A 26,307-nucleotide genomic window follows, 5' to 3' on the forward strand; every position below is an offset into this window, starting at 1 on the left:
TTACTCCGTTTCCTTTGCTAAACTTCCTTTTTCTTAAATTTAGATAGCGTGTCTTTTAGCATTAAAAGCTCCGATTCATTTATGCCGAATTTCATATATAAAAGTATAAATGATAAAGAATACAGTATACCGTAAAAAGCAAATAGAGCATGGGAATTAATTGGAAAGAAGATGATAATACCACATAAAGGTAGTGTAGCACACAAGAAAATAAATATTAATGGTAATAAATTTTTGTAAATTTTCAGAATATTGATTTTCATAACTTTTTCATAGTAAAATGTCATAAACACACCAAATCCGAGAAACATTGTTACAAAAGTGGTAATGGCCGCACCTATTTCATAAAAGTTGTTTATTAAAACAAAAGAAATAATCAAGTGTAGCAGTGCAATTCCTAGCATAAAAAATGCGCTAAATTTATGTTTGTTTAAAACCCTCTGAATTACTATTCCAATACTCTGTACACCCTGAATGCTAGATGCAGTCATAAGAATCACAGCAACTAGGTATGAATTTTCATAATCTACACCTGCCCAAATATTAATTATGAAATATTTTCCGACACAGATAAATCCACCTAATACAAATAGCATTAGTACTGTTTGTATTCTAGAAACTTTGATAAATATTTCTTCTAAAGAAATTTTTGCATTTTCTTTTGTAGAAATCAAATTAATTCTAGGAGCATAGATATTCGTGATTATATTGAAAATATTCAAAAAGTATGTATTAAGTTGTGCACCTATTGAATATATAGCAACGCTAATAGTGCCCAATAGTTTTCCTAGCATTAGTTTATCTATATTCCAGTTTATTTGATCCGTAATCATGGCTAAAAAAATAAAGAAAGTAAAGTTGAATATATCCTTCATTATTGTGAAATTTAAGTTTTTAAATACAAATTTTATTTTTGTCTTTTTAAATGCATAATAAATATTTGCAAAAATTCCAATGAAGTTTATTAGTGTAGTGGCCAGTACCAATCCAATTGATTGATATCCAAGCAGTAATAACGGAAAGGATATCATAGGGTTTAATAATGCTTTTATTACATCTAATAGCTTTAAAAAAATGAATTTTTCATTTGCAGCAATATTAGATGAGAAAACTATTGCGGGGAAATTGAATGCAATATTTATTACCATAAATAAAATCAATATTTTTGCCGTTCTAATTTCATTTGCTGATGCATTTGATGCTAATATAGAATCTGCGTTTAAAACAAGAAATATACCTGCAACCAAAGAGATTATACCTATGACAGAGAAAATAATTAGGAAAATACTGTTTGTTTTTTTTATGTTTTCTGTATCATTCAAAGCTTTGTATTTAGAAAAGTATTTGAAGTATGCACTATCAAAACCAAAACTTAATAGACCGAGATAGCTTACAATCGAGTATACTAGTTGATATAAGCCATATTCACTCTTACCTAATATATTTAACATAACTGGGGTATATAGGATCGAAATAAATGTAGATATTATTATTGAAGAGTATGATAATAAAACACCTATTTTAATTTCATTTTTCATTATAGCCAATTATCTCCATGATAATCTGTTTTATATTAACTGAATTATAAAATATCTCAGTGTTTCTTGAAAACCTATCATATTCTTTAAGTATTTCATCGATACAGTTTTTGATTGAATCCTTATTCTTTATATCACAAATAGTACCTATCATATTATTCTGTATTTCGTATTTCAATCCAGGAATGTCATTTCCTATAACAGGTTTTTTTAAGAAGGTATACTCGTAAATTTTATTTGGCGCACAGAATACAGAATTTAACGACTTATCATTAGCATAGTATGTCAAAATACCAATATCTGCTGCAGCGATTGCAGCTAAATGATTAGGGGCAGATATATAACCGAGATAATGTATATTAGATGAGGGAAATTCTTTTAATAGTCCGTCTAAGTAATTACTTCTATGTCCAATTAAAATCAATTCATACTTTTCAGAGTTCTCATACATCATTTCAAATAATGAATCTAGTTTTCTCTCCTCAATGAATATTCCTGCATAAACAATTATTGGCTTCATTTTTATTTTTATTTCATTAAGAAGATTATGTTTATCATTATCCAAAGTTGATATTACTTTACTAAATTCATAAGGTTTATTCGGCAAAATTTCAGGAAGTTCATCTAAACCCAATATTGTTCTAACAATATGGGCACGACAATATTCAGGGACTATGACTTTTATTGCATTTTTGCAAATGTTTTCTAGTAGCTTATCTTTGTGAAGTTGTAGTTGCATATTTAATTCATACAGAGTAATAAAGTAAGAATAGTTACGTATTTTATTTCCTATTAAATGTGCACTTTCCTCATGAAGGACCCATACACAGTCATTCACTGAAATATAGTTATAAACGGATCTTGCAATTAGTTTTTTCCAAATTTTATTTAATCTAAATTTAAGAATGCGACTTATACTGCGTTTTTGTGAATACACAGGAACTGTTCTATGGTCAAGAAATATATATTCAATTTTGCTCGTGAACGTTTTTGAAATATAATCTGTCTCATTGTACATAGTTATGAGAGTTACATCGACTTTTAAATCCTGCAATATTTTGACTAAAGTGACTACAGGTGGTAATTCTTCAATTGTGGTCAAACATATCAACTTAATTTTATTCATCACTATTCTCCATTCTTTTTATTCTAGTCACGATTTCATTTTGATATTTTTTACTATTACAGTTTTTAATATTTGTACCTCCATAAATCTTGGCTTCATTTGTATATTTGTTTTTTACTGGTATTTTATCTGTTGCTTTTATCAAAAACCATTCATATTCAATATCGATATGGCCAATATCAATAGCTTGTCTTTGTTTGTTTGATAAATCATATGCAAGAACAGTTGCCGTTGGTCCTATTGCTAACAAAATTAATGTGTTTGTTGTTGAAAATTCTAACGTTTTCTCTAATATTTTATCATAAACGCTATATGCATCTTCCGCTGGTACCAAAATTCTTGAGATGTTTTTGCTATTGTCGAAAAGATCGTTCCCAATCCCCAATCTGGTTTTCTCGCCCTCTATAATCAATACATCACGATTATCCCATAACATTTTGATTAGTTTAAAGCGTTCGCGAGATAATTGATAATCTTTATAATCTATATAAAATCGCGTCATATTAGCATTAAAATATTTCTTGTTTTTATCGAGATATTTAAGATACTTTTTTCCATATTTTGAAAGTTCCAGAATCCAAAATTCCGATGATTTTTTTTTCATTTCGCTAAAGTCAATACGAAAAGCATCGGGGAGACATATTATCAATTTGTCAGAATCGGTATAGATGACTTCTTTTAGTCTTTCAGAAAGTGATTTAGAATAGGTTTGAAATGACTCTTGATGGATGCATTCCATCCATTTGAACTCCCCATCTCCAAATCTGCTTACTGATTTCTTTTCAGATATGATATAGTCTAAAGTATTTTCAATTGTAGATATTTCGAGGTTTCTTAGAAAATATGATACATAGTAATATCTAATCCTTATTAAACTATGATAAATTGCCTTAATCAGATTTTTCATTTTAAAATTTCCTTTTCATTTTTAGTATTGAATTGAGTAGACCATATCTATATAGAAAAATCTTATATTTATAAGGATTTTTTGTACATAAGCTAAATTTTGCTCTCTTGTAATAAAATAGAAACTGTTTATAGATTTCATTCATATCAATTGTATCATTTGATGCTGTAACTGATAATGAAAGTCTTAACGCTAAATATAAAGTACACATATACTGGTTTAGGCATTTAGTATTGAAATTCTCTTTATCAATGAAACTTTCAATTTCATGCATCGTATTATATATGTCAAGGCAATCTTTTTCAGTTCTACTATTTGTAATAGAATCTTTTCTAGTGGCTAAATAATTGTATAATTTAGCATCAATAACTTTTATTTTTCTCGCTGTGTAAACTAACTTATACGTAGTTGCAATATCTTCGTATCTTCGATTTTCTGGAAACTTTGTATTTGTGAATAGTGATCTCCTGTAAACTTTATTCCATGCATAAGCCATGATTTTCTGAGAAAACAAAAGATCTAGCATTTGTTTATTATCAAATTCTCCACTTTTTATTCTTTGCTCGCGATACTTATCAGTGAGCTTTAAATGTTTCTCGTCTACAATAGAAAAATCAAATATTAACATATCTATATCGTCTGTTAATTCTCTGTTGATGACATATAAATAGTCATCTGTAACAAAATCATCACCGTCGACAAATAATATATACTCTCCCTCTGCAGCTATCAAACCATTATTTCTAGCCATTGATAGCCCTTGGTTTTTTTGATGAATAACATTTATATTCTTGTATATACTTGAAAAATCATTACAAATATCTCCACTTCTATCACTTGATCCATCATCTACTAGTATTAATTGAAAATCCTCGTATTTTTGGTTAATGAGACTATTGATACACAACTCTAGATATTGTTCAATGTTGTACACAGCAACGATTATGCTATATTTATATTTCCCCATTTTTATAGTTCCTTTCATTCAATAAGATGCCTAACAGAAACCCTAAGCTAACAGAAAAAGGGTGTACGAAAGCGGATTCACTTGTAGATGATATTAACAACGATGTTATAATTAACAACCCCGATGTATAAAAGTATTGCGATATTTTTTGCAATGATTGAATTTTAACAATTAAGCATATTAAACTACCAATATATATCAATAGCCCAATATAGCCAAATTGACCAAGTATCATTGGCCAAAAAGTATCAGATATATCTTGATTCCATTCAACAGATACTCCCCACTTGTCCCACAAGTCGTAAGAATAGTAAAAGGATGAATATGGTCTTATCGAATAAGCGGATCCAAAAGATGAAAATCCGGACCCTAATGGAAAGTAATCATTAGCAATTTTAAAAGATGTTTCAGTCAACAAAAGTCTTGATGCTTGACTGTTTACTAAATAATAATCTGATATTTGTTGCCAGGAGGCGAAAGCAGCAAATGGTGATGCAATAATAAAATGCTTAATGCTTATTTTTTTATTCTTTACTATTATCCAATAATAAAGAATAATGAAAAAAAGGATCGTCCCAAACGCTTTGGCACGCAAAGTACTCGCTATCAGAACTATGCAAAGAAGAATATACTTTTTATTATTTATTCTGAAATTTTCTAAATACACTAGAAATGCCAAAAGGAATACTCCTACAGTTACTAATCTACCAGGATGTTCGAATATAAGTTGCATGCTCCTTATCCCAAAGCGAAGATAGCCACTTGGAAATAAATTGAATACGATGTCTAAAATGAATAAAAGAAATAAGAATAGAGTAAGCAATCTAAGATGCTTATTCAAATTGTTTATATTCTTATGAATGTCTAACAATTTCAATAGTAAAATTGTAGTATAAATAGATAATACAAACTTAAAGCAAATAACAATGTCAGGCAGGATAGATGTCAGAGGTCTTGTATTGTTTATCGTTGAAAAGCATCCAATTATAAACAATATAAAATTCAGAAGAAAAATTTTTTTATCATTTATATCAAAAAATTTTTTATTTGGATTTTTTCTACGACATATTACAAAAAGGGGGAAAAACAGAAAACTATATAATTCATCATAATATTTAAAAAGTGAAACAAATTGTATATTTTCAAATAAATTTTGAAATACGAATAAATATAGCAATATTACAAATAAGTTTTTTTTAATAAAATCCATTTCTCCTTACTCCTTTCCTTTATATAGTTTACTGTATAAATTTTCAAGTTCTAAAATATTCTTCCTAATGTCAAAGTTTTTAACTGCAGAGTTATACCCATTATCTGATAATGAAGTATATAATTCACTATTTGTATATAATTCATATATCAAGCAAGCTAATGTATTTGAATCTCCCTTGTTGAATAATAACCCATTATCTTTATTTTTTATTATTTCTTTCACACCTCCTACATTTGTAGAAATAATAGGGACTCTCTCCACCATGGATTCGACAATGGACAATCCAAAAGTTTCATATAACGATGACTGAACAAACAAATGATAATTGTGAATATGCGTATATGCATCATTTACATATCCTTTTAGGCAAACAACGTTTTCTAACTTGTGGCTATTGATATACATTAGTAATTCATGTTTACAACTTCCTTCTCCATATATATCACAAATTAAGTGAACATCTGGATGTTTATCAATGAAGTATTCAAGCGCCTTTAATAAAGTTAAATGATCTTTTACTAATTCCAATCTCCCTATTGAACAAATTTTGAAAGTATCATTCTTTTTTTCCTTATCAAATACTTCATATAATTCAACACCATTATAAATAGTTACTATTTTGTCTTTTCGTATGTGTCTTGATATAAGAATTTCCTTTATAGAGTTAGATACTGCGACATACTTGTTATTAAAAATTGAAAGGATGACTTCTAAAATAGCAAAAGCTTCCCGATAAAAGACAGATTTATCTGCTCTATCGAATTTTGCATCACCATGAATAGTAGTTAGCCGCTTTGTTTTCCTATAACCGAGGGAAATCAAAACTGCAAGAAGATTAGACAAGATTCCATTTGAATGTATTAAGTCTATTCCTTCTTTTCTGACATATTCTCTAAGTTGCGGTATATCTTTCAAAATATAGTCGAATGATTTGAAAACACAAGTATCGTTTGACTTTTCAAAGCTAAGTAATTTTTTATTTAGTGGAGTACCTTTCCTGGTTAGAAAATGGAATTCGAATTTTTCTTTTGTTGCGTATTTATATATATCTAGAATGTATTTTTCAGCACCACCATTAGCTTTGCCTAAATTAATTACAAGTATTCTTTTCACAATTTATTTTCTCTTTTATAATGCCTATAATAAATTTGCTGTTTCCAACGAAGTATCTCCCAAATAATCTTCTTGGTTCTTGGCACATTCTATAAAACCATTCTAGATTAGCTTTTTGTAACCATACAGGTGCTCTTTTAATATTTCCAGAGATTACATCAAAACTTCCACCAACCCCCATATATATTGAATTGCTACCATTTTTTTGGAAATAGTCTATAAGATATTCCTTTTTTGGCGAAGTAATTCCCACAAAAACTATATCAGGCTTCTTCTTTTCTATTTCGATTAAAACTTCATTCCATTGAGAATCGTCAAAGTATCCATTTCTTATTCCAACGATGTTTAAATCTTCAAATCTAGATTTTAGCTCATTAGCGGTTTCTTCCACAACTTCTTGTTTTGCGCCTAAAAGGTATATTGAATATTTTTTTATTGACGCTGTACCAATCAGTTTCAACATCAAATCGATACCAGCAACTCTTTCCTGAATTCCTTTTCCGAGAAATCTACTAGCTAATACAACAGAAGCACCATCAGCGTTAATAATTTCACAATTATTAACGATATCCATTAATTGTTTATTTTGTAAACATTGGTTGATTTTATCTGCGTTCACCCCCATAAGATGTAATGGCTTTTTTTGTATGATGTATTCTTCTACTAATTTAACGGTTTCATTTACATTTAAATCATCTATGTTGACACCTTTGATTTGAATTCTTTTCATACTTATTTTCTCCATATATTCAAAACGATTTCTACAATTTTTTCGCAAGCATGGCCATCTCCATAAGGATTAGAGGCATTGGCCATTTTGAAATAAGCAGTTTTCGAATCTAGAAGTTCTTTGAAGTTTTTATATATGTTTTCTTCATCCGTTCCTACAAGTTTTAAAGTTCCAGCGTCTATACCCTCGGGACGCTCGGTTGTATCTCTCATTACTAAGACAGGAATACCTAAAGATGGAGCTTCTTCTTGGATACCACCACTATCTGTAAGTATTAAATAGCTTCGTTTCATAAAGTTATGAAAATCAAGCACATCTAACGGTTCGATAATTTTCATATTATTACAACCTGCAAATTCTTCATTAGCTGCATTTCTAACTGTTGGATTCATATGAATAGGATAAATTGCTTTTACATCAGGATGCTCATCAATTATTCTTCGTATTGCTCGAAACATGTGATGCATAGGTTCGCCTAAATTTTCACGACGATGAGCAGTTATTAAAATTAATTTTGAATTCCCTACCCAATCTAAGATGGGGTGTTGATATTTTTCGGTTATTGTTGTATTTAAAGCATCGATTGCTGTGTTTCCAGTCACGTAGATATTCTTTTTTCCTTCTCGAACCAAATTATCTTTACTTCTTTCAGTTGGTGCAAAATTTAAAGAACTAATCAAACTTACAGCTTGACGGTTAAATTCTTCAGGAAATGGTGAGTATATGTCATGAGTGCGCAGTCCTGCTTCGACATGTCCTACCGGAATTTGTAAATAATAACAGGCTAATGCAGTTACAAATGTAGTTGATGTATCGCCATGCACTAATACAATATCTGGTTTTTCTTTTATTAAAACATCGCGGATTCCATTCAAGATATTTGATGTTACATCAAATAATGTTTGATTATCTTTCATAATGGCCAAATCATAGTTAGGTTCAATATCAAATGCTTTCAAAACTTGTTTTAACATTTCTTTATGTTGTCCTGTAACACACACAGTTGTGTTAACTTTATCGTGTTTTTTAAATTCTCTTATCAATGGGCACATTTTTATTGCCTCAGGTCTAGTTCCAAATACTATCATCACTTTATTCATAATCTCTTCCTCTTTTCTTTAATAATCTCGCGGGATTTCCTCCTACTACTGTGAATGCATTTACATTTTTAGTTACTACTGATCCTGCCGCTATAATTGATCCTGTTTCAATTACAACACCAGGTAGGATTATGCAACGCGCTCCTATCCAAACATCGTCTTGAATAATGACGGGTTTCAACTTCCCGTTTCCTTGATGAATCATTGGTTTACAAATGTCGCTATGTTTGTGATTAGTTGTGTATATTAAACATTCGGGACCCATCATTATATTGCTGTGCATTATTACTCCTTTGCCAATCCTGCTATAGTCTCCAAAACCAACGTTACTACCCACAGAAACATCAGTAGAAATATCAACACTTCTCCCAATGTTGATTTTTTCTCCATGCTTTGTTTTTACAAAGCATTTTACAACAATATTTTTCAATATATTGGACACGTATCCGACTATTGGAGCATTGTAAGCTGGTAAAAATTTTAATGATGAATGATAAATTAAATAACATATCGATATACATAGTTTTTTCATTCTCTACACCTTTCTTAAATGAATATACTTTACGAAAGTGATACTATAAGCAGGAGGTGAAATTATGAGTTATAAATATAAGCGTTTTGGAGATGTATGCGAGCTTTGGCTCGCTTATAAATCTATAGGGGTTAAAGAGTCAACATTTGCAATTTATTCACGCATTGTCCACAAAAAAATATTGCCTGTTATAGGCAATATTCAAATTGAGGAACTTGATTTAGAAGTGATAATGGATTTTATAAAAAGAATGGAAGTAGAAACGGAGTTATCATCAAAATCTATTATGGATATCACAATTGTATTAAAGGGTATAATTAAATATGCGTTTCAATTACACTTGACAGATATACCAGTGAATATGATTCCTTTACCAAAGGTACAAAACAGTAAAATTGAGATTATAAAGCAGAGGGATATGCAGAAAATTATTCATTTTATATCTATGCGGTGTTTACCAAGGGATATTGCGTTATTAATTTCGATTTACACAGGAACAAGGTTAGGGGAAGTATGTGCGCTTATGTGGAGTGATATAGATTTTGATCGAGGTATTATTTCTATTGAACGAACAGTACAAAGAATAAGTTATGGGGCGGAAACTAGATTGGTGATACAAACTGCAAAAACAAAGAATTCAATAAGGCGAGTACCTTTTCAAGGATGTTTGGAGAGTATCCTATTCAGATTAAAAACAGAAGATGATGTCTATATCGCAACGGGGACACAGAAAGTATTGGAACCTAGACTACTCCAAATGCATTTTAAAAAAACATTATTAGATTTAGATATAACAAATGTAAAATATCATACTTTGCGTCATACATTTGCAAGTCGTTGTGTGCAGTGTAATGTGGATGTTAAAAGTTTAAGTGAGGTGTTAGGTCATTCATCCGTGAATATTACATTGAATAAATATGTACATACTTCTATTGATGAACAAAGGAGACAATTGGAAAAGTTGACGTTTTAAAGTAACATTTGATTGAATGCTAACGAAATTGTAAGGAAATTTTGTGGTATTTACTGGGAGAAAAGGCTATAATATTAATGGTTAAATACATGGTTAGTGTGAATGGGTAAATTTATTTGATTTATCTGGGATGGAGGATATATGACTCAGAAGAATAAGAAGAGTGTGAAAAAGAAAAGCTTAACAAAGAATGTTGGATTTTATTTTGCAATTATTTATGTAGTGTTAACAGTTTTATTTTTATTCCAAATATTTTTGTTAAATATAGTTCCTATGAAATATGCGATTCCTTTGGCAATAGTTCTGGTATTGATCGCAGCTGGACTTGCTTATCTACAGTTAGGAAAGCACATGAACAAGGTAAATAAGATTTTGGGGAAAATATTGATTGTTTTATTAAGTGTTTTATTGGGTGTTGGAAATTGGTATATGTTTAAGACAAGTTCTGCATTTGCGAAAATGACAGGAGCAGATACAGATACTTCTGTTGTTTCCGTTGTTGTTATGAAAGATAGTTCTTATGAGAGTATGAAAGATCTTACAGATAAAAAGTTAGGCACCATCACAATAGGCGATATGGAAGTTCAAAGTGAAGCGTTAACAGATGTAAACAAAGAGGCAAATATGGAACAGGTTAACTTTGCTTCTTTCGATAAATTTGGTGATGCTTTGTATAACAATGAGGTAGACGCTATACTTGTGAATGAGAGTAATCGCGGATCATTTGAGGATAAACATCCTAACTTTGAATCTGAAACTCGTGTGATTAAACAATACACATATACAAAAGAAGCAAAAGATTTAAGTAAAAATGTAAATGTTACGAAAGAATCTTTTAGTGTTTATATTACTGGAATCGATACATATGGCACGATTGCAACTGTATCTAGATCGGATGTAAACATGATTGCAACAGTGAATCCAAAAACTAGACAAGTTTTATTAACAAGTATTCCACGTGATTACTATGTGCCTCAAACATGTCAAGGGAATCAAAAAGACAAATTAACACATACAGGTATTTATGGCGTTTCGTGTACTATTGATACTACCGAACAATTTATGAATATCGATATCAATTACTATGCTCGAGTAAATTTTTCAAGCCTGGTTGAAATTGTTGATGCTTTAGGTGGTGTAACAGTTAATTCTCCAAATGCATTTACATCATTACACGGTAACTACAATATCGTAGTTGGAGAAAACTACCTTGATGGAAATAAAGCATTAGGTTTTGTACGTGAACGTTATTCATTACCAGGAGGAGACCGCGATCGTGGTAAGAATCAAATGCTTGTACTTTCTGCAATTATTGAGAAAGCTACATCTCCAGCCATCATTACTGGATATGCAAGCATTATGGATGCTGTTGGTGGGACATTCCAGACAAATATGAGCCAAGGAGAAATGAACTCTCTAATAAAGATGCAGTTAAGTGATATGAGCGGATGGAATATTAAACAGTTTAGTTTAAATGGTATCGGTGAAACAAATTGGTCTCCAGCAAATGGATTCAATTCTTATGTAATGGAGCCAGATCAAGCAACTGTTCAAACTGCAACGTCATTAATTAATAAAGTTATAAATGGAGAAGTATTAAGTGATGCTGATGTGGCACAATAACAAAAGGGGGATATCGTAAGATATCTCTTTTTTAAAGCAGTGATAGTATTCATAAGATATATTAAGAAATTTAGTAAAATATATCATATAAATGTGGTAAAATAATTAGGAATGAGAGGTTGGTCCTAATGATTGATATATTATATTCAAATCCTATTTATAAAAAACACAGAGAAACACTTCTTTGCGTAATAGATCTTACAATTGTTATTTTTTCGTTCCTTTTAGCGTATTGGGTTAAAATTGATTTTGCAATTCCTAATTTGGATGATTTTAATTACTCAAAAGCTTTTTGGTCGATTGTTGTTGTTCTTGCTGTATATACAATAAGTTTTCTTGCTTTCAAAATACATAAGAGTTTGTGGAAATATATGGGAGCTACGGAGTCTTTAAGAATTGGATTCTCTGCGATTAGCTCTACAATTGTATTACTGATATGTGTACTAGCCTCTAATTTTGATCGTTTCTATTTAGGAGTTACAGTAATCGGAGGCCTATTGTCGGCTTTGATTATGTTTATTTTAAGACTTAGCTATCGTTTGTATAGAAGCTATTCTGAAAAATCTTATGAAATCAAGAGAAAGTCAGTTATCATTGGTGCAGGAGACGGGGGATACATCTTACTTAAGGAGCTTCAACAAAACAAAAGGTTCAATGTCGAAATTGTTGGTTTTGTTGATGATAAAAAGGTAGATAAAGTGCTAGCTGGTTATAAAGTACTTGGAGATACATATGACCTTCCGAGTATTGTTCAAAAATATGGTGTAGAAAGAGCTTATATTGCAATACCGAGTGCAAGTAAAGAGAGTATTCGTAGAATATACGATATTTGTCAATCTTTAAAGTTGGACACGAAGATTATGAAGTTAGGGGATTCGTTGCTTGAGGAGGGCGATTCAAGTAATGCGAAAATACCTGTAAAAGATTTAAGCATAGAAGATTTACTAGGACGTGGTGAAATTCATTTGGATCAAAGTGAAATCAAATCTTATCTAACTGGGAATGTAGTGGCGGTAACAGGAGCAGGAGGAAGTATTGGATCTGAACTATGTCGTCAAATCGTGAAGTTTAAACCGTCTAAATTAATTATGATAGATATTAATGAAAACTCTTTATATATGTTAGAACAAGAATTCAATCGACATAGAATGAGTGGTACTATTAATAAAAATATTGAAATATATTCTATTATTACATCAATTCGTGAAAAATCTGCGATAAGTGATGTTTTACAAAAGTACAAACCTTCCGTTGTATATCATGCTGCGGCACATAAACATGTACCGTTGATGGAAACAAGGCCAATGGAAGCAATAAAAAACAATGTTTTTGGTACAAAGAACGTAATCACAGCTTGTATCGAAAATGAAGTTTCGCACTTTATCATGATAAGTACGGATAAAGCAGTAAATCCAACGAATGTGATGGGAGCAACAAAACGTATGACAGAAATGATTCTACAATCCTATGGTGATAATGGAGTTACAAAAATGGCTGCTGTACGTTTTGGGAATGTATTAGGTTCTAATGGTTCGGTAATTCCAATCTTTAAACAACAAATTGAAGAAGGCGGTCCTTTGACAATTACAAATAAGAATATTACTAGATACTTCATGACGATACCTGAAGCAGCGCAGTTAGTGTTGCAAGCTGGATATTATGCGGATAAAGGCGAAATTTTTGTTCTTGATATGGGAGAGCCAGTAAGGATAATCGATTTAGCAGAGAAGATGATAAGACTTTCTGGATATAAGCCTTATGAGGATATAGATATCGTTGAAATTGGATTAAGACCAGGTGAAAAAATGTATGAAGAACTTCGTCTCGATGGTGAAACGACAATTCGTACGAAGAACAATCTTATCTTTAAAAATCAAGTAATGCCAATATCGAAAGATGAAATTGATGGTAAATTGAAAAAACTAAACGATGTTATTAGTGATTATGAACATCATGATTTAATCAAAAGTGTTGTTTTAGAGGTAATAAAAGATTGAGTATGTGAAAAAAAGCACATCCCATTTTTAAGATAGGATGTGCTTTTACTTGGTAAGTCAATTTTATATTTATTCTTTTAATGAAGATTTTTTCAAACTCTTATCTTTTAATCCAAGAGATTGGTCAAGGGACGCATAGATAGAAGTTATCTTTTCCCCCCAATATACATCATTTGAGTATGCATATTGAATTCCTTCTGCTTTTGTACCTAAGAAATCGCCATTGTATAGAGGGCTAGTTTTGTTCAAATACTTATCATTTAATATTTCCTTTGCGAATTTGTTAATACTTTCAGAAATTGAATTGAATTTCTCTTTGCTTTGAGTTGTATATAATGCATTATTCTTTTGTGTATATTCGTTCATACCGTAATCACTTTCAAAGCATGCAATAGAGAATAATGTAATTGCATTTATATGGAACTTATCTTGGGCTTGAAAGAATAAGTCTGCGCTATTTTGTAATTTACTATCCTTGTCTAAGTTTAAAGAAATATATTCATTAAGCTCATCAATAGAATAATTTGTATCTTGTTGAATGTCTTGATAAATATATGGGAGAGTATAACTGACAAATTTCTTTTTGCTTTTTTTAAGCTGTACCTTATCTTTAATAAGACTTTCAAAATCTGTATAAAAGTAAGCTCCATCCCAACTATAATACACATCATTTTTAAATTTTGTTGGTGCTTTGCCTAAAAATATTTCTTCAGCAGAATTTATTTTATGGATATCATTCACTACTCTGTGATATAAATTTCCATCCTTTACGATATATTTTGTAAAAGACGATACTTCTTTTTCATTGAAAATATTTAGTAATTCCACATCTTTTAATTCGATAAGACCTACAGAAGTAGATAGTTGAAACTGTACTTGTAATTTTCCATTGACACTTCGTGTGTCTTGGTAGAGGGCATCGTTGCTGTTTTGAGTATCGAGTGTTTGCATTTTATCTAAGTGCTCATCATAATATTTGATATTTGTTTTTTCACTTTTACTGAAGGTTGCGATACCATAAGCTATGGAGACACGTTCACCTTGATCATTTTCAATGACTGCATTTATTTGCTTATCAGGGTCTGCATATTTATACATTTCCTTTTTTGCAACGTTCAAAGATTTTATATCTTTGACTTTCTCCTTTTGACCATTTGATTGTAATCGATAAATTGTATACTGTGGGATTGGACGTATTTTCTCGATGCCTAAAATAGCAACAATCAATAAAATAGTTGCTAATGATAAAAAAAGAATCTTTTGACGATTTGTTGTTTTCTCTGTATTTTTCAATTTCATGTGCATATTATAACATAAAGAGTACATGGCGAAAACTAAAAATCATTAAAAATAGATGAAGATTTCGTAGGATGTTTCTTGTTTTAATTTATAGTACTGTGTGGTAAAATATAACAGTATGAAAGGGAGTAGTAGAACTACACTGCATAATTCAGTAATTACGCTAGTTTAAATTTCGTACAAACATAGAAAATGCATGACCCTATCTCTGAGGTATCTAGAATAATCCTATATACTTATGGGATGGAAGTTTATGATGATAAAGGAGTATAAATTATGGAAAAAATGAATATACCGTTCTCTCCACCAGATATAAGTGAAGAAGAAATCCAAGAAGTGTGCGATGCTTTACGTTCAGGATGGATTACAACAGGACCAAAGACAAAGTTATTTGAAAAAGAAATAGCCGCATACTCAAATACAAATAGAATGGTTGCATTGAATTCTGCAACGGCAGCAATGGAGTTAACTCTTCGTTTGCTAGAAATTGGTCCAGGTGATGAAGTTATCGTACCTGCATATACATATACAGCTTCTTGTAGTGTTATTTGCCATGTTGGCGCAACTCCCATTATGGTTGATTGTGCAAAGGATTCTTTTGAAATGGATTATGAGGCATTGGCAGATGCTATTACCGAGCGAACAAAGGCCATTATTCCAGTAGATATAGCAGGTATCATTTGCGATTATGAAAAAATTGATTCAATATTGAATGAAAAGAAACATCTCTATACACCAGTTTCTAAATTACAAAAGAAATTTGATAGAATTATCGTTTTAGCAGATAGTGCTCATAGTTTTGGCGCAGAAAAAAATGGGAAAAAGGCCGGTAATTTTGCGGATTTCACAAGTTTTTCATTTCATGCGGTAAAAAATTTAACTACTGCTGAAGGTGGAGCAATTACTTGGAAGGCAATAGATGGAGTAGAAGACGAATGGATTTATAAACAATTCCAATTATTATCTTTACATGGACAAACAAAGGATGCTTTATCAAAAAATAAACTTGGTGCATGGGAATACGATATTATCTCTCCAGCGTATAAATGCAATATGACAGATGTATTAGCTGGAATAGGGTTAGCACAATTAAAACGTTATCCTGAAATGATAGAACGTCGTCATACAATTATCGAAAAATATAACAAAGGTTTTCAATCATTGCATGTTGATGTGTTGAATCACAGAGATTCTCGTCATCGTTCATCTGGGCATTTGTATTTTGTTAGAATCCCGAATATAACATTAGAACAACGTAATGAAATCATCATTAAGCTAGCAGAAGCTGGCGTGTCTGCTAATGTTCACTATAAACCATTGCCATTACTAACGGCATATAAGGAATTAGGATTTTGTATTGATGATTATCCGAATGCATATTCACAATTTGCAAATGAAATTACACTGCCACTTTACTCTCGGTTGAGCAACGAAGAAGTTGAATATATTATCCAAAAATTTACTAGCATAGTAAAGGAGTATGTATGCTAATCAAAAAATGGAATTCCCTTCCTGAAGAATTGAAATGTGATGAAGTAAGAATATACTATGAAGTATTAAGGAAAAAGCAATGCTCATTAATCATAAAACGTGTTTTTGATTTTGTATGTTCTTTATGTATGTTGATAATTTTATCGCCAATATTCCTTATTTTAATATGTTGGATACGGTTGGATTCAAAAGGAACAGCGTTTTACAGACAAGAACGTGTTACACAATATGGAAAGATATTCAAAATTTATAAATTTAGAACAATGGTAAATGACGCTGATAAAATTGGCGCTTTGGTAACAACTGAACATGATGCAAGAATAACAAAAGTAGGAAAGAAAATACGAAAATGTCGTCTTGATGAATTACCACAATTAATCAATGTTTTGTTAGGTGATATGACATTTGTCGGAACTAGACCTGAAGTTAGAAAATATGTAGATCAATATACAAACGAGATGAAGGCGACATTATTATTGCCAGCAGGAATAACATCATTAGCGAGCTTGTATTTTAAAGATGAAGATGCAATACTTGCAAAATTTAAAGACAGCGGTGAGTCTATCGATAGTATATACATGACGAAAGTACTACCTAAGAAAATGGAATATAATCTTCAATCTCTAGAGCATGTAGGACTCTTGTCAGATTTTCAAGTCTGCTTTAAAACTGTTATTGGTGTCTCTCATTAAGAATAGGAGCGGTTATGGAAAATGTTTCAATAGTAATACCTATATATAATGAATCGAAGTATATAAAAAACCTCATTCATTCTTTACATATGCAAGATTATGATCATGAAAAAATGGAAGTTATATTTGTAGATGGTTATTCCGAGGATGCGACAGTAGAGATTATAAGACAGACAATGCTTTCTACAAATATTGAATATCGTTTGTTATTTAATACAGAGAAGAATGTGTCTAAGTCAATGAACATCGGAATAAAAGAAAGCAATGGAGATATTATCGTTCGTCTTGATGGTCATACTGAAATACCCTATAATTATATTTCTTTGAATGTAAAATATTTAAAAGAAACAGGGGCAATGAATGTTGGTTGCTTGATTGATACTAGGAGTCAAGGAATTTTGGGGAATGCAATTGCAGGAGTCCTTTCTTCACCCTTTGGAGTGGGCAATTCTAGTTTTCGTATTGGAAGTCCAAGCGGTTATGTAGATACAGTACCTTTTGGTTGCTTGTGGAAGAAAACATTCGATGAGCTAGGATATTTTAATGAAAGTTTGACACGTAGTGAAGATAACGAATTAAATTCAAGAATTCTAAAACATGGTGGAAAAATTTATTTATTTAATGATATACAGACAATTTATCATCCTAGAGATACAATTAAGAGTTTGGTTAAGATGGGAAACGCAAATGGGAATGAAATCATACAAACGATTTTACGTTATCACGAGAATATGCGCATACGATATCTAATACCATTGTTTTTCGTTCTATATTTGATTGTAGGAATGGTTGCATGTTTTTTTATAAAAATTGTTAGAATTCCATTTATTATGGTATTATCGTTCTATCTTATCCTAGATTTTTTATCAAGTTTCATTTTTGTTAAGGATAAAAAGCAATTAATTGCTTGTGGTTGTTTGAAACTTTTCATCTTTCCTATCTTTCATGTTAGTTATGGGAGAGGATCTATAAGAGGAATTCTTAATTATATAAAGAAAAATAATTAGAAATGGAGGATTTAACATGGAGAGATTTATTAATAAACTAAGATTGGTAAAAATCAAGGATGTTTTTTCACTTTTTCTGTTCTTAGTAGCTCTTCCATGCTCGATTGTTAAAAAACATTTTGATAAAGAAATTTGGCTAATTTGTGAAAGTGAAAAAGAAGCTCGAGATAATGGGTATTGGTTCTATCGATATCTTTGTGAGCAACACCCAGAAATAAATGCTGTGTACGCAATAAACAAACATAGTGTTGATTATGAACGGATAAAAAACATGGGACGTGTGATTTCTTTTGGAACGTTCCAACATTGGATTTACTATTTATCTGCTAAATACAATATCAGTTCTCAAAAGGATGGGAAACCAAATGCAGCAGCATGTTATCTCTTAGAAGTGTATGGTGTATTAAAAAATACGCGTATTTTCTTGCAACATGGAATAACAATTTCTAAGGCTACATGGCTTTTTTATGAAAATACAAAAATGCGTTTATTTGTATGTGGCGCAAAACCAGAATTTGAGGCTATTAAAAGAGACTTCCATTATCCAGATGACCATGTTGCCCTGCTGGGCTTTTGTCGTTTTGATGCTCTTTATGATCGAAAGACAAAAAAAGGTCAAATACTTGTTATGCCAAGTTGGAGAGAATGGCTAAACTCCAATACAGTAGCTCGTAAAGAATTAGAATATGATGGGGATTTTTTGCATTCTAAATATTATAAATATTGGAATGAATTTTTAGAAAGTGAACGTTTAAAGAATATCTTAGATGCCAATAATCTTGAACTTGTTTTTTATCCTCATAGAAATATGCAACAATATTTGAATAGTTTTAAACCTAAATCAGAAAGGATCGTCCTTGGGGATTGGACAAAGTATGATGTCCAAACACTTCTAAAAGAATCTGCATTATTGATAACTGATTATTCAAGTGTGTTTATGGATTTCTCTTATATGTACAAGCCTATTCAATATTATCAATTTGATGTTGAAGATTTCCGAAAGGGGCAATATGCAGAAGGATATTTTAGTTATGTAAATGACGGATTTGGAGAGGTATCTTTTGATTTGACAAATCTTCTAGATGTTTTAGAGGGAAAATGTAATAACGATATGAAACTTGAAGACATTTATAAGCAAAGAATTGATTCTTTCTTTACAGTACATGACACAAGTAATTGTGAAAGAACATATAAAGCGATTCGCGGATTGGATGATGGACATGAATAAACGTAAAAACCTTGCCTTTTTGGTTTACGACATTTCCTTAACTGGAGGTGCAGAAGTAATTACACGACAACTTGCTAGAGAATTAAGTAAAGAGTATAATGTACAAATCATAAGCTTATTTCAAGAAAATGATTTGGAAAGTGATGGTTTTGAATTGAATTATCTAAGTAAAGAAGTCAAAAGTATACCATTCAACCTGTTTTCACTGGCGAAGGGAGTCCGCAAAATTATACTTGAGAAACAAATAGATATCTTATTTAGTGTTACTGCAGGTGTAAATAGTGTAGCTTTACAAGCCGCTAAACATACGAGTGCAAAAGTGGTGTATGTGGAGCATTCAAACTTATCTAATCAAACATATGGGAAAAAACATTTTTATCGTCAACGTCTTGGTGCGCGTCATGCAAGTCACATAGTAACATTAACTCAAAGAGATAAAGAGAATTATATTAGAACATTTAAACTAGATGGAAATGCTATATCTGTTATTCCAAATTGGTTCGAAAACAAACTTGAAGAAAGTGAATATGATGTGAATTCTAAGAAAATAATTTCAGTAGGTAGACTTGTGCCATTAAAGGGTTATGATACTATGCTAGAAGTTGCTAAAATTGTTTTAAGGAAACATGACGATTGGACTTGGGATATATATGGAGATGGGTGTGATAGAGAACATCTTGAAAGTAAAATTAAAGAGTTTGATTTAGAGAATAATGTATTTTTAAAAGGTAATGTATCTAATATTAGTGAATTATATTGTGAATATTCGTTCTTTGTTTTGTGTTCTCGTTATGAGGGAATCCCAATGGTTATGTTAGAAGCACAATCTGCAAGACTACCTCTTATTAGCTTTGATTGTCAAACTGGACCTCGTGAAATCATTCTTGATCAAGTAAATGGAGAACTCATTGATGAGGGTGATGTTGAAGGTATGGCAAAAGCAGTTTTACACTTGATAGAGCAACCTAAAGTTAGACAAGGTTATGCAAGTCATTCTCTAGATAATATTGGACAATTTAGTAAAGAAGTTGTTTTTAAGAAGTGGATTACGTTGATAGAAGCTTTATGAAAAAGGAGGTTTTGAATATGCGAAAACATAAGATATTTTCAAAAATAAATGATTTTTTTCGCGAGGCAATGATTATTCATAATTCCTTTACTTGGAAATGTATATGTATATCTATCATGTCGCTAGTGTTTGCTTGTGGATTTGTGATGGACAATTATAATATATCTTTATTATCTATTATACTGTTTTTGATTTATAATATTTGGTATTTCTTCGCTAATATCAAAGAGCGATGCATATTCTTTTTGATGAACTTTTCTATTTTTCTATTTTTAATTTCTAGGCCATTAATTAGCATGGTTCGTGGGAATGAATGGTGGTATTTCAAAGATTATTCTATATGGATGTCTTTATTATCATTATTTCTTGTACTGTTATGTTTAAACATAGGATATTGTCACGCACACGAGATTGTTAGTGGCATAAAGAAAGTGTTCAAAAGGAACAAGGCGCAAAAGAAAGAAAAAAAACACTATCATATAGACCGTAAAATTATGCAGAATATTTGCCTATTCCTTTTTGCAGTTGGATTTATTGCTACGATGTATCAAGAACTACCAAAATTGCTTTATGCTATGAAGCATGGCTATACTGAAATTTATAGTGAGTATGTAGACACGACACCATTTGTTATAAGGATTTTTGCTACAATGATGCCTTATTTCTTATGTGGTTTCCTTGTCTGTTTTCCTACGAAAAGGAAAGCATTTATACCTTTAGCATTTTATATTATTAGTGGTATGCCTGGCTTCATCTCCGGAGCACGTAGTGCAATGATGGTAAAAGTGATGTTTGTCTTTATGTATTATTGCTTAAGGGATTATATGGCTGTAGGTAAAGATGTTTGGTTAGGGAAGCTTGAGAAAATCTTAATTGTTATTTTATTACCTCTAACAATTGTAGGGTTAGGATTGTATAGCTACATACGTGAAGGAGATAGTATTAAGAAAAATGATGGTAATGTCATTGTTGATTTCTTTTACTTGCAAGGAACATCTTTTGATACAGTTGCAGAAGGATATGAATACAAAGATGAGTTGCGTTCCAGCGAAGCGGTTATTAGTTATACATTTGGTGGGTTTGTAGATTATATTAAATATGGAACTGCATCACAAATTTTATTTAATGCAGAAGATTTAGGGTCAGGTAATAGTGTTGCTATGGCTACAAAAAGCAATAGCATGGCTCATCATTTATCTTACTTGGTGTTAAATAAAAATTATTTATTTGGTCATGGTAGAGGATCCTCCTTTATTATTGAAACCTACATAGATTTTGGAATGATAGGAATGGTACTTTATACACTTATATTGGGTATGGGATTGAGATATATTCCAGTGTTTTTAAAGAAAAATTGGTTTATTAGGATTAGTACGCTTGTAACCCTACTTAATATTTTTATGATTCCACGAAGCGCTGCCATGGAAATGCTAAATTATATTATAACATTTCAATTTTGGATTGCGATAGTATTGATACTAATCACCTACTTCGCGATTACGTATGTAAAGAAAAGGAGATTAGGGTATGCCAGAAAATAAATATGTAACTATTTTTACGCCTACATATAATCGTAAAGATAAATTATCTGTGTTATTTAATTCTCTTTGTAGACAAACTTCTAAAGATTTCGAGTGGGTGATTGTTGATGATGGGTCAATTGATGAAACTGAATCATTTATAAAAGAATTACAATCGGATGAATTTCCTATACTTTTTTTTAAAAAAGAAAATGGTGGAAAGCATACTGCGATAAACTATGGTGTGAAAGAAGCGAAAGGTAAAGTATTTGCTATTGTAGATTCAGATGATTATCTTGTCCCTAAAGCAGTAGAGACAATTATCAAATGGTTTAAAGAAATCGAAAATATAAATAATTTTGCAGGTGTAGCTGCACAAAAAGCCTTTGAAAACTCAAATGTCGTTGGAACATTTTATGATAAAGATTATGTTGATGCATTGAGCACAGAGCGAGATAAATTACATATTGACGGAGATAAATTCGAAGTCTTTTACACTGATGTTTTGAGGCAATTTCCTTTTCCCGTTATTGAAAAAGAAACATTTATGACGGAAGCAGTTGTTTGGAATCGTATTGCAAGTGCTGGGTTAAAGTTAAGATGGCATAAAGAATCTCTATATGTCTGTGAGTACTTAGAAAATGGACTTACTGATCAAAAAGATCGCCTTGTTAAACATAGTCCTAAAGGATATGCTCTTTTTATTAGAGAAATAGCAAAAACGGACATTTCACTAAAAAGGTTGTTAGGATTTTATTCATATTATTATGGAATTAGAAAGGATCAATGTTCTTTTAAAGAGGTTGCAAAAGAATTAGAATGTAGTGTGTTTATTTTATATGTATCCAATATTTTACGTAAACTGCTATATATGATGAGAAGGTGAAGTAATGAAAGAAAACAAACGTTCTAGATCAAAGTTAGCAGCTTTAAATGTTATCTTTAACACAGGTTATCAAGTGGTAAATACTGTGGTGAATTTGATAATTCCACCATTGATTATTAGTACATTTGGATCAAAGGTTAATGGACTTATCCAAACTATAAAACAAATCATTTCTTACGTTCAATTGATAGGTGCAGGTATTGCAGAATCTACGGTAGTGTCTCTCTATAAACCTTTATCTCAAAAAGATGATCAAAAAGTGAGTGCTATTTTTAATGCAAGTGCAAAATCTTTTTGGCAAGCGGGTATCATATTTTCTGTTATATCTGTACTAGTAGCATTTATATATCCATTCTTTTCAGGGGGTGGTATTGATAAAGTGTTTGTAGGCTGCATGGTGCTTGTTTTATGTGTTGCAGGTGCTTCTGAATTCTTCGTTATTGGTAAATGCCGTACGTTACTACAAGCTGATCAAAAAATTTATATAGTTAATATTGCTCAGATTATCGGTGCAATTGCTATGCTAATTGCAACAGTAATTATGATGAAGTTGGGTGCAAATGTATTGGTTGTACAGTTGATTGCCTCATGTGCATATATTTTACGTTTATTTATATTATACGTTTATGTAAAAAAGAATTATAGATTTTTAGATAAAAACGTACCTTTGGATAGAAGCGCTACATCACGTAGGAAAGCTGCAACCATTCATCAGCTTGCGGGAATTATTGTTTTTGGAAGTCAAACAGTTGTAATTTCTAAATTCGTAGGTTATGCAGAAGCTAGTGTTTACTCTGTGTACGCACTTATTTTTACTGGGATTAATACTTTACTTTCAACGTTATCTTCCGCATTACTTGCTACATTTGGTGACATCATAGCTAATGAAAGTAGAGAGAAATTAACTTCTACATATGATATGTATGAGTTTGTATATTATTTTCTGATATTTTCTATTTATAGTGCTGCCTTTGTGATGATAATACCTTTTATATCCATCTACACCGCTGGATTTGATGACGCAAATTATATACGTCCACTGACAGGGGCTTTGCTATGCGTTATGGGAGTGTTAAATTGCATTCGTACACCTGGAGCCACTTTGATTAATGCAATAGGACACTATGATGAAACAAAGAATCGGGCTATAATTGAAATGTTAATATGTTTTATTACAGAAATAGTTTTGGTTCTAATATGGGGGATGAATGGTGTAATTATTGGAACAATATTGGCATTCTTATATCGTTCAGCAGATATTGTTTTTTATTCAAATCGTAGAATTTTAAAAAGATCAATCATTCCATCTTGTAAGAGACTACTATTATGTGTTTTCACTTCAATTATCGTAATTTTGATTTCACAATGTATACCGATTGATGTCTCAGGTTATTTTATGTGGTTTGTTTATGGTGTGTTTATCTTTTGCTTATCTATAGTATTGTTCTCAATGATGAGTTTTGTTTTTTATCGTACTGAGATGAAAAAGATTTGGATACGCGTTTTAGGAATTGTAAAAAGAGCATAATTACTGTCTAAATTGTAATAAAATCGGAGGCACAGCTCTATTGTAATTTGTATTCTAAACGTATATACTGTTATAGTATATAGCAATATGTTTGTTTTATATGGAAGGAGAATGGCTGTTTTAAAAGATAGTCATGTGAGAATAATGGGAATGAAATATACATCTGACAGAATGAAAAATGAGAAGATAAGGAAGAAAAAACAAAGGTCACGTTACTATAGTATCGGATTTAGTTTTCTATATTTACTTCTATCTATATTATTAATCGTACAAATATTAATATTTGACATATTACCAATAAAATATTTAATTCCATTGATTATAATCTTGTTATTGATTGCAAGTGGTTTAATGTACATACAGTTAAAACGTAGGATGGCAAGAGCCACTATGTTACTTGGAAGAGTAATTATTCTGATTTTAAGCGTGATTTTATGTTTTGTGAATTTCTATATTTTCAAAACCAATAATGGATTAAATAGGATTGCAAATAATAAAAATATGATTACCATATCTGTTGTAGTTAACAAAGATAGCAAGGCATCTGATTTAAAGGATTTGGCAAAATCAGATTTTGGAAGATCTCAAAGTGGTACACAGCAGTATATTGTAAAAGCATTAGCAGATGTGCAATATGAAACGGGTAAAGATATTGTGCCAAAGTCTGAAAAATCGATTCAAACATTAGTTCAAAATTTGTATGATGGAAAAATCGATGCAATTATTTTAGAAGAAAATATGCGTAGTTTATTTACCGATGCAGTTTCAGATTTTACAGATAACACAAAAGTAGTATGGACAAAATCTTATGAGAAGGAAGAGGAAGAAAACGAAAAATCTGTTGCTGTAACAGAAGAACCTTTCAATGTATACATATCTGGTATTGACACCTATGGTACTGTAGATACAAGTGGGCGTTCAGATGTAAATATGATTGTTACAGTTAATCCTAAAACAAACCAAGTTTTAATGACAAACATTCCAAGAGATTACTATATTCCGCAATCCTGTCAAGCAAACGAAAGTGATAAGTTGACACATACTGGAATTTTTGGAGTAGATTGTACAGTATCATCGGTCGAAAATTATTTCGATGTTCCAATCAATTATTATTTAAAAGTAAATTATTCAGGAGTAACAAATATACTTACTGCTATTGGTGATATCGAAGTAGATAATCCAATCGAATTTACAGGTGGAGAGGGAAATTATCACTTTGCAGTAGGAAAATTGAAATTAAATGCTCAACAAGCATTAAGTTATGCAAGAGAGAGACAATCCTTTTTATCATCGGATGCAATTCGAATACAAAATCAGTCAAGAGTTTTGGCGGGTGTTATAAACAAGGTTACATCACCATCAATTATTGTGCGTTACGCTGGTTTAATTGATGCATTAAGCGATTCCTTCCAAACAAACATGGGAAGAAATGAAATTAATGCGTTAGTGAAAATGCAAATTAGTGATATGCCTAGTTGGACAATTTCTACCATAGCTGTAACTGGAGAAGATGCTGAGAAATTCTCTGCAGCAAATGGATTTAATTCATTTGTATTAGACCCTAATGTAAAATCAGTTAAAGAAGCTAAAAAAATTATCGACATGGTAACTAAGGGTGAAGATATTACTGCGGCAATCAAGAAATATAAAGAAACCAATTTCGTTGATGAAGAAGTCATAGATACCAATTTCTACAAAGACAGAAATGATTTAGGTGAAAGAAGCGACGTGGAATTAGCAGATTAAATAGAAGAGAACGCAAAATATA

General features: G+C 31.1%; 21 protein-coding genes and 1 pseudogene. 12 read left to right on the top strand and 10 right to left on the bottom strand.

The genetic code is table 11. The features are described from left to right. Positions 1-17: 17 nt before the first annotated feature. The 9 genes and pseudogenes from ACWG42_RS09015 to ACWG42_RS09055 all read right to left on the bottom strand — a co-directional run. Positions 18-1,538, bottom strand: coding sequence for an oligosaccharide flippase family protein (locus ACWG42_RS09015; RefSeq protein ID WP_455791701.1), 1,521 nt, complete (start codon positions 1,536-1,538; stop codon positions 18-20). Next, entirely contained in the window at positions 1,528-2,664 is a 1,137-nt protein-coding gene (locus ACWG42_RS09020) for a glycosyltransferase (protein ID WP_455791702.1), read from the bottom strand. The genes ACWG42_RS09015 and ACWG42_RS09020 overlap by 11 nt, the downstream gene beginning before the upstream one ends. Next, positions 2,657-3,571, bottom strand: a complete 915-nt coding sequence (locus ACWG42_RS09025; RefSeq protein WP_455791703.1) for an SP_1767 family glycosyltransferase — start codon at positions 3,569-3,571, stop codon at positions 2,657-2,659. Before ACWG42_RS09025 ends, ACWG42_RS09020 begins: the two co-directional genes overlap by 8 nt. A 1-nt stretch (position 3,572) precedes the next feature. Then, positions 3,573-4,538: a glycosyltransferase gene (locus tag ACWG42_RS09030; protein ID WP_455791704.1), complete on the bottom strand. Its 966-nt coding sequence runs from the start codon at positions 4,536-4,538 to the stop codon at positions 3,573-3,575. Beyond that, positions 4,525-5,748 carry a hypothetical protein gene (locus ACWG42_RS09035; protein ID WP_455791706.1) on the bottom strand — a complete coding sequence of 408 codons (1,224 nt, stop codon included), beginning with the start codon at positions 5,746-5,748 and terminating at the stop codon, positions 4,525-4,527. Before ACWG42_RS09035 ends, ACWG42_RS09030 begins: the two co-directional genes overlap by 14 nt. Positions 5,749-5,754: 6 nt before the next feature. Next, a complete protein-coding gene (locus ACWG42_RS09040; RefSeq protein ID WP_455791707.1) occupies positions 5,755-6,864 on the bottom strand; it encodes a glycosyltransferase family 4 protein in 1,110 nt (369 codons plus the stop codon). Beyond that, positions 6,842-7,594 carry a WecB/TagA/CpsF family glycosyltransferase gene (locus ACWG42_RS09045; RefSeq protein ID WP_455791709.1) on the bottom strand — a complete coding sequence of 251 codons (753 nt, stop codon included), beginning with the start codon at positions 7,592-7,594 and terminating at the stop codon, positions 6,842-6,844. Before ACWG42_RS09045 ends, ACWG42_RS09040 begins: the two co-directional genes overlap by 23 nt. Positions 7,595-7,596: 2 nt before the next feature. Continuing rightward, the gene (wecB, locus tag ACWG42_RS09050) at positions 7,597-8,694 is read right to left on the bottom strand and encodes a non-hydrolyzing UDP-N-acetylglucosamine 2-epimerase (protein WP_455791711.1); all 1,098 of its coding nucleotides are present in this window, start codon (positions 8,692-8,694) and stop codon (positions 7,597-7,599) included. 10 nt (positions 8,695-8,704) lie between these two features. Further along, positions 8,705-8,860, bottom strand: a pseudogene (locus ACWG42_RS09055) (DapH/DapD/GlmU-related protein); the annotation flags it as partial. 430 nt (positions 8,861-9,290) lie between these two features. Here ACWG42_RS09055 and ACWG42_RS09060 point away from each other — a divergent pair. The 3 genes from ACWG42_RS09060 to ACWG42_RS09070 all read left to right on the top strand — a co-directional run bounded on the left by ACWG42_RS09060 (position 9,291) and on the right by ACWG42_RS09070 (position 13,819). Then, positions 9,291-10,199 (top strand): tyrosine-type recombinase/integrase, encoded by a 909-nt coding sequence (locus ACWG42_RS09060; protein WP_455791713.1) that lies wholly within the window; start codon positions 9,291-9,293, stop codon positions 10,197-10,199. A gap of 141 nt (positions 10,200-10,340) precedes the next feature. After that, complete coding sequence (locus ACWG42_RS09065; protein ID WP_455791714.1) at positions 10,341-11,822, top strand: LCP family protein; 1,482 nt, start codon at positions 10,341-10,343, stop codon at positions 11,820-11,822. A gap of 128 nt (positions 11,823-11,950) precedes the next feature. Beyond that, the gene (locus ACWG42_RS09070; RefSeq protein ID WP_455791715.1) at positions 11,951-13,819 is read left to right on the top strand and encodes a polysaccharide biosynthesis protein; all 1,869 of its coding nucleotides are present in this window, start codon (positions 11,951-11,953) and stop codon (positions 13,817-13,819) included. A gap of 69 nt (positions 13,820-13,888) precedes the next feature. On the opposite strand, the gene ACWG42_RS09075 is transcribed toward ACWG42_RS09070, so the two are convergent. Beyond that, positions 13,889-15,118, bottom strand: coding sequence for a glucosaminidase domain-containing protein (locus ACWG42_RS09075; protein ID WP_455791716.1), 1,230 nt, complete (start codon positions 15,116-15,118; stop codon positions 13,889-13,891). Positions 15,119-15,394: 276 nt separating this feature from the next. On the opposite strand from ACWG42_RS09075, the gene ACWG42_RS09080 reads away from it, so the two are divergent. The 9 genes from ACWG42_RS09080 to ACWG42_RS09120 all read left to right on the top strand — a co-directional run bounded on the left by ACWG42_RS09080 (position 15,395) and on the right by ACWG42_RS09120 (position 26,285). Next, a complete protein-coding gene (locus tag ACWG42_RS09080) occupies positions 15,395-16,609 on the top strand; it encodes a DegT/DnrJ/EryC1/StrS family aminotransferase (RefSeq protein ID WP_455791717.1) in 1,215 nt (404 codons plus the stop codon). Then, complete coding sequence (locus tag ACWG42_RS09085) at positions 16,603-17,301, top strand: sugar transferase (protein ID WP_455791718.1); 699 nt, start codon at positions 16,603-16,605, stop codon at positions 17,299-17,301. Before ACWG42_RS09080 ends, ACWG42_RS09085 begins: the two co-directional genes overlap by 7 nt. A 14-nt stretch (positions 17,302-17,315) precedes the next feature. Further along, entirely contained in the window at positions 17,316-18,308 is a 993-nt protein-coding gene (locus ACWG42_RS09090; RefSeq protein ID WP_455791719.1) for a glycosyltransferase family 2 protein, read from the top strand. Between the two features lie 16 nt (positions 18,309-18,324). Further along, a complete protein-coding gene (locus tag ACWG42_RS09095) occupies positions 18,325-19,536 on the top strand; it encodes a CDP-glycerol glycerophosphotransferase family protein (protein WP_455791720.1) in 1,212 nt (403 codons plus the stop codon). Next, the gene (locus ACWG42_RS09100) at positions 19,472-20,605 is read left to right on the top strand and encodes a glycosyltransferase family 4 protein (protein WP_455791722.1); all 1,134 of its coding nucleotides are present in this window, start codon (positions 19,472-19,474) and stop codon (positions 20,603-20,605) included. Before ACWG42_RS09095 ends, ACWG42_RS09100 begins: the two co-directional genes overlap by 65 nt. Positions 20,606-20,622: 17 nt before the next feature. Beyond that, positions 20,623-22,146 carry an O-antigen polysaccharide polymerase Wzy family protein gene (locus ACWG42_RS09105; RefSeq protein WP_455791724.1) on the top strand — a complete coding sequence of 508 codons (1,524 nt, stop codon included), beginning with the start codon at positions 20,623-20,625 and terminating at the stop codon, positions 22,144-22,146. Beyond that, positions 22,133-23,011: a glycosyltransferase family 2 protein gene (locus tag ACWG42_RS09110; RefSeq protein ID WP_455791726.1), complete on the top strand. Its 879-nt coding sequence runs from the start codon at positions 22,133-22,135 to the stop codon at positions 23,009-23,011. Before ACWG42_RS09105 ends, ACWG42_RS09110 begins: the two co-directional genes overlap by 14 nt. 4 nt (positions 23,012-23,015) lie before the next feature. Next, positions 23,016-24,539: a lipopolysaccharide biosynthesis protein gene (locus ACWG42_RS09115; protein ID WP_455791728.1), complete on the top strand. Its 1,524-nt coding sequence runs from the start codon at positions 23,016-23,018 to the stop codon at positions 24,537-24,539. A 171-nt stretch (positions 24,540-24,710) separates the two neighbouring features. Continuing rightward, positions 24,711-26,285 carry an LCP family glycopolymer transferase gene (locus ACWG42_RS09120; RefSeq protein ID WP_455791730.1) on the top strand — a complete coding sequence of 525 codons (1,575 nt, stop codon included), beginning with the start codon at positions 24,711-24,713 and terminating at the stop codon, positions 26,283-26,285. The last annotated feature ends 22 nt before the right edge of the window (positions 26,286-26,307 follow it).

The sequence above is a fragment of the Amedibacillus sp. YH-ame10 genome, from assembly GCF_053848885.1.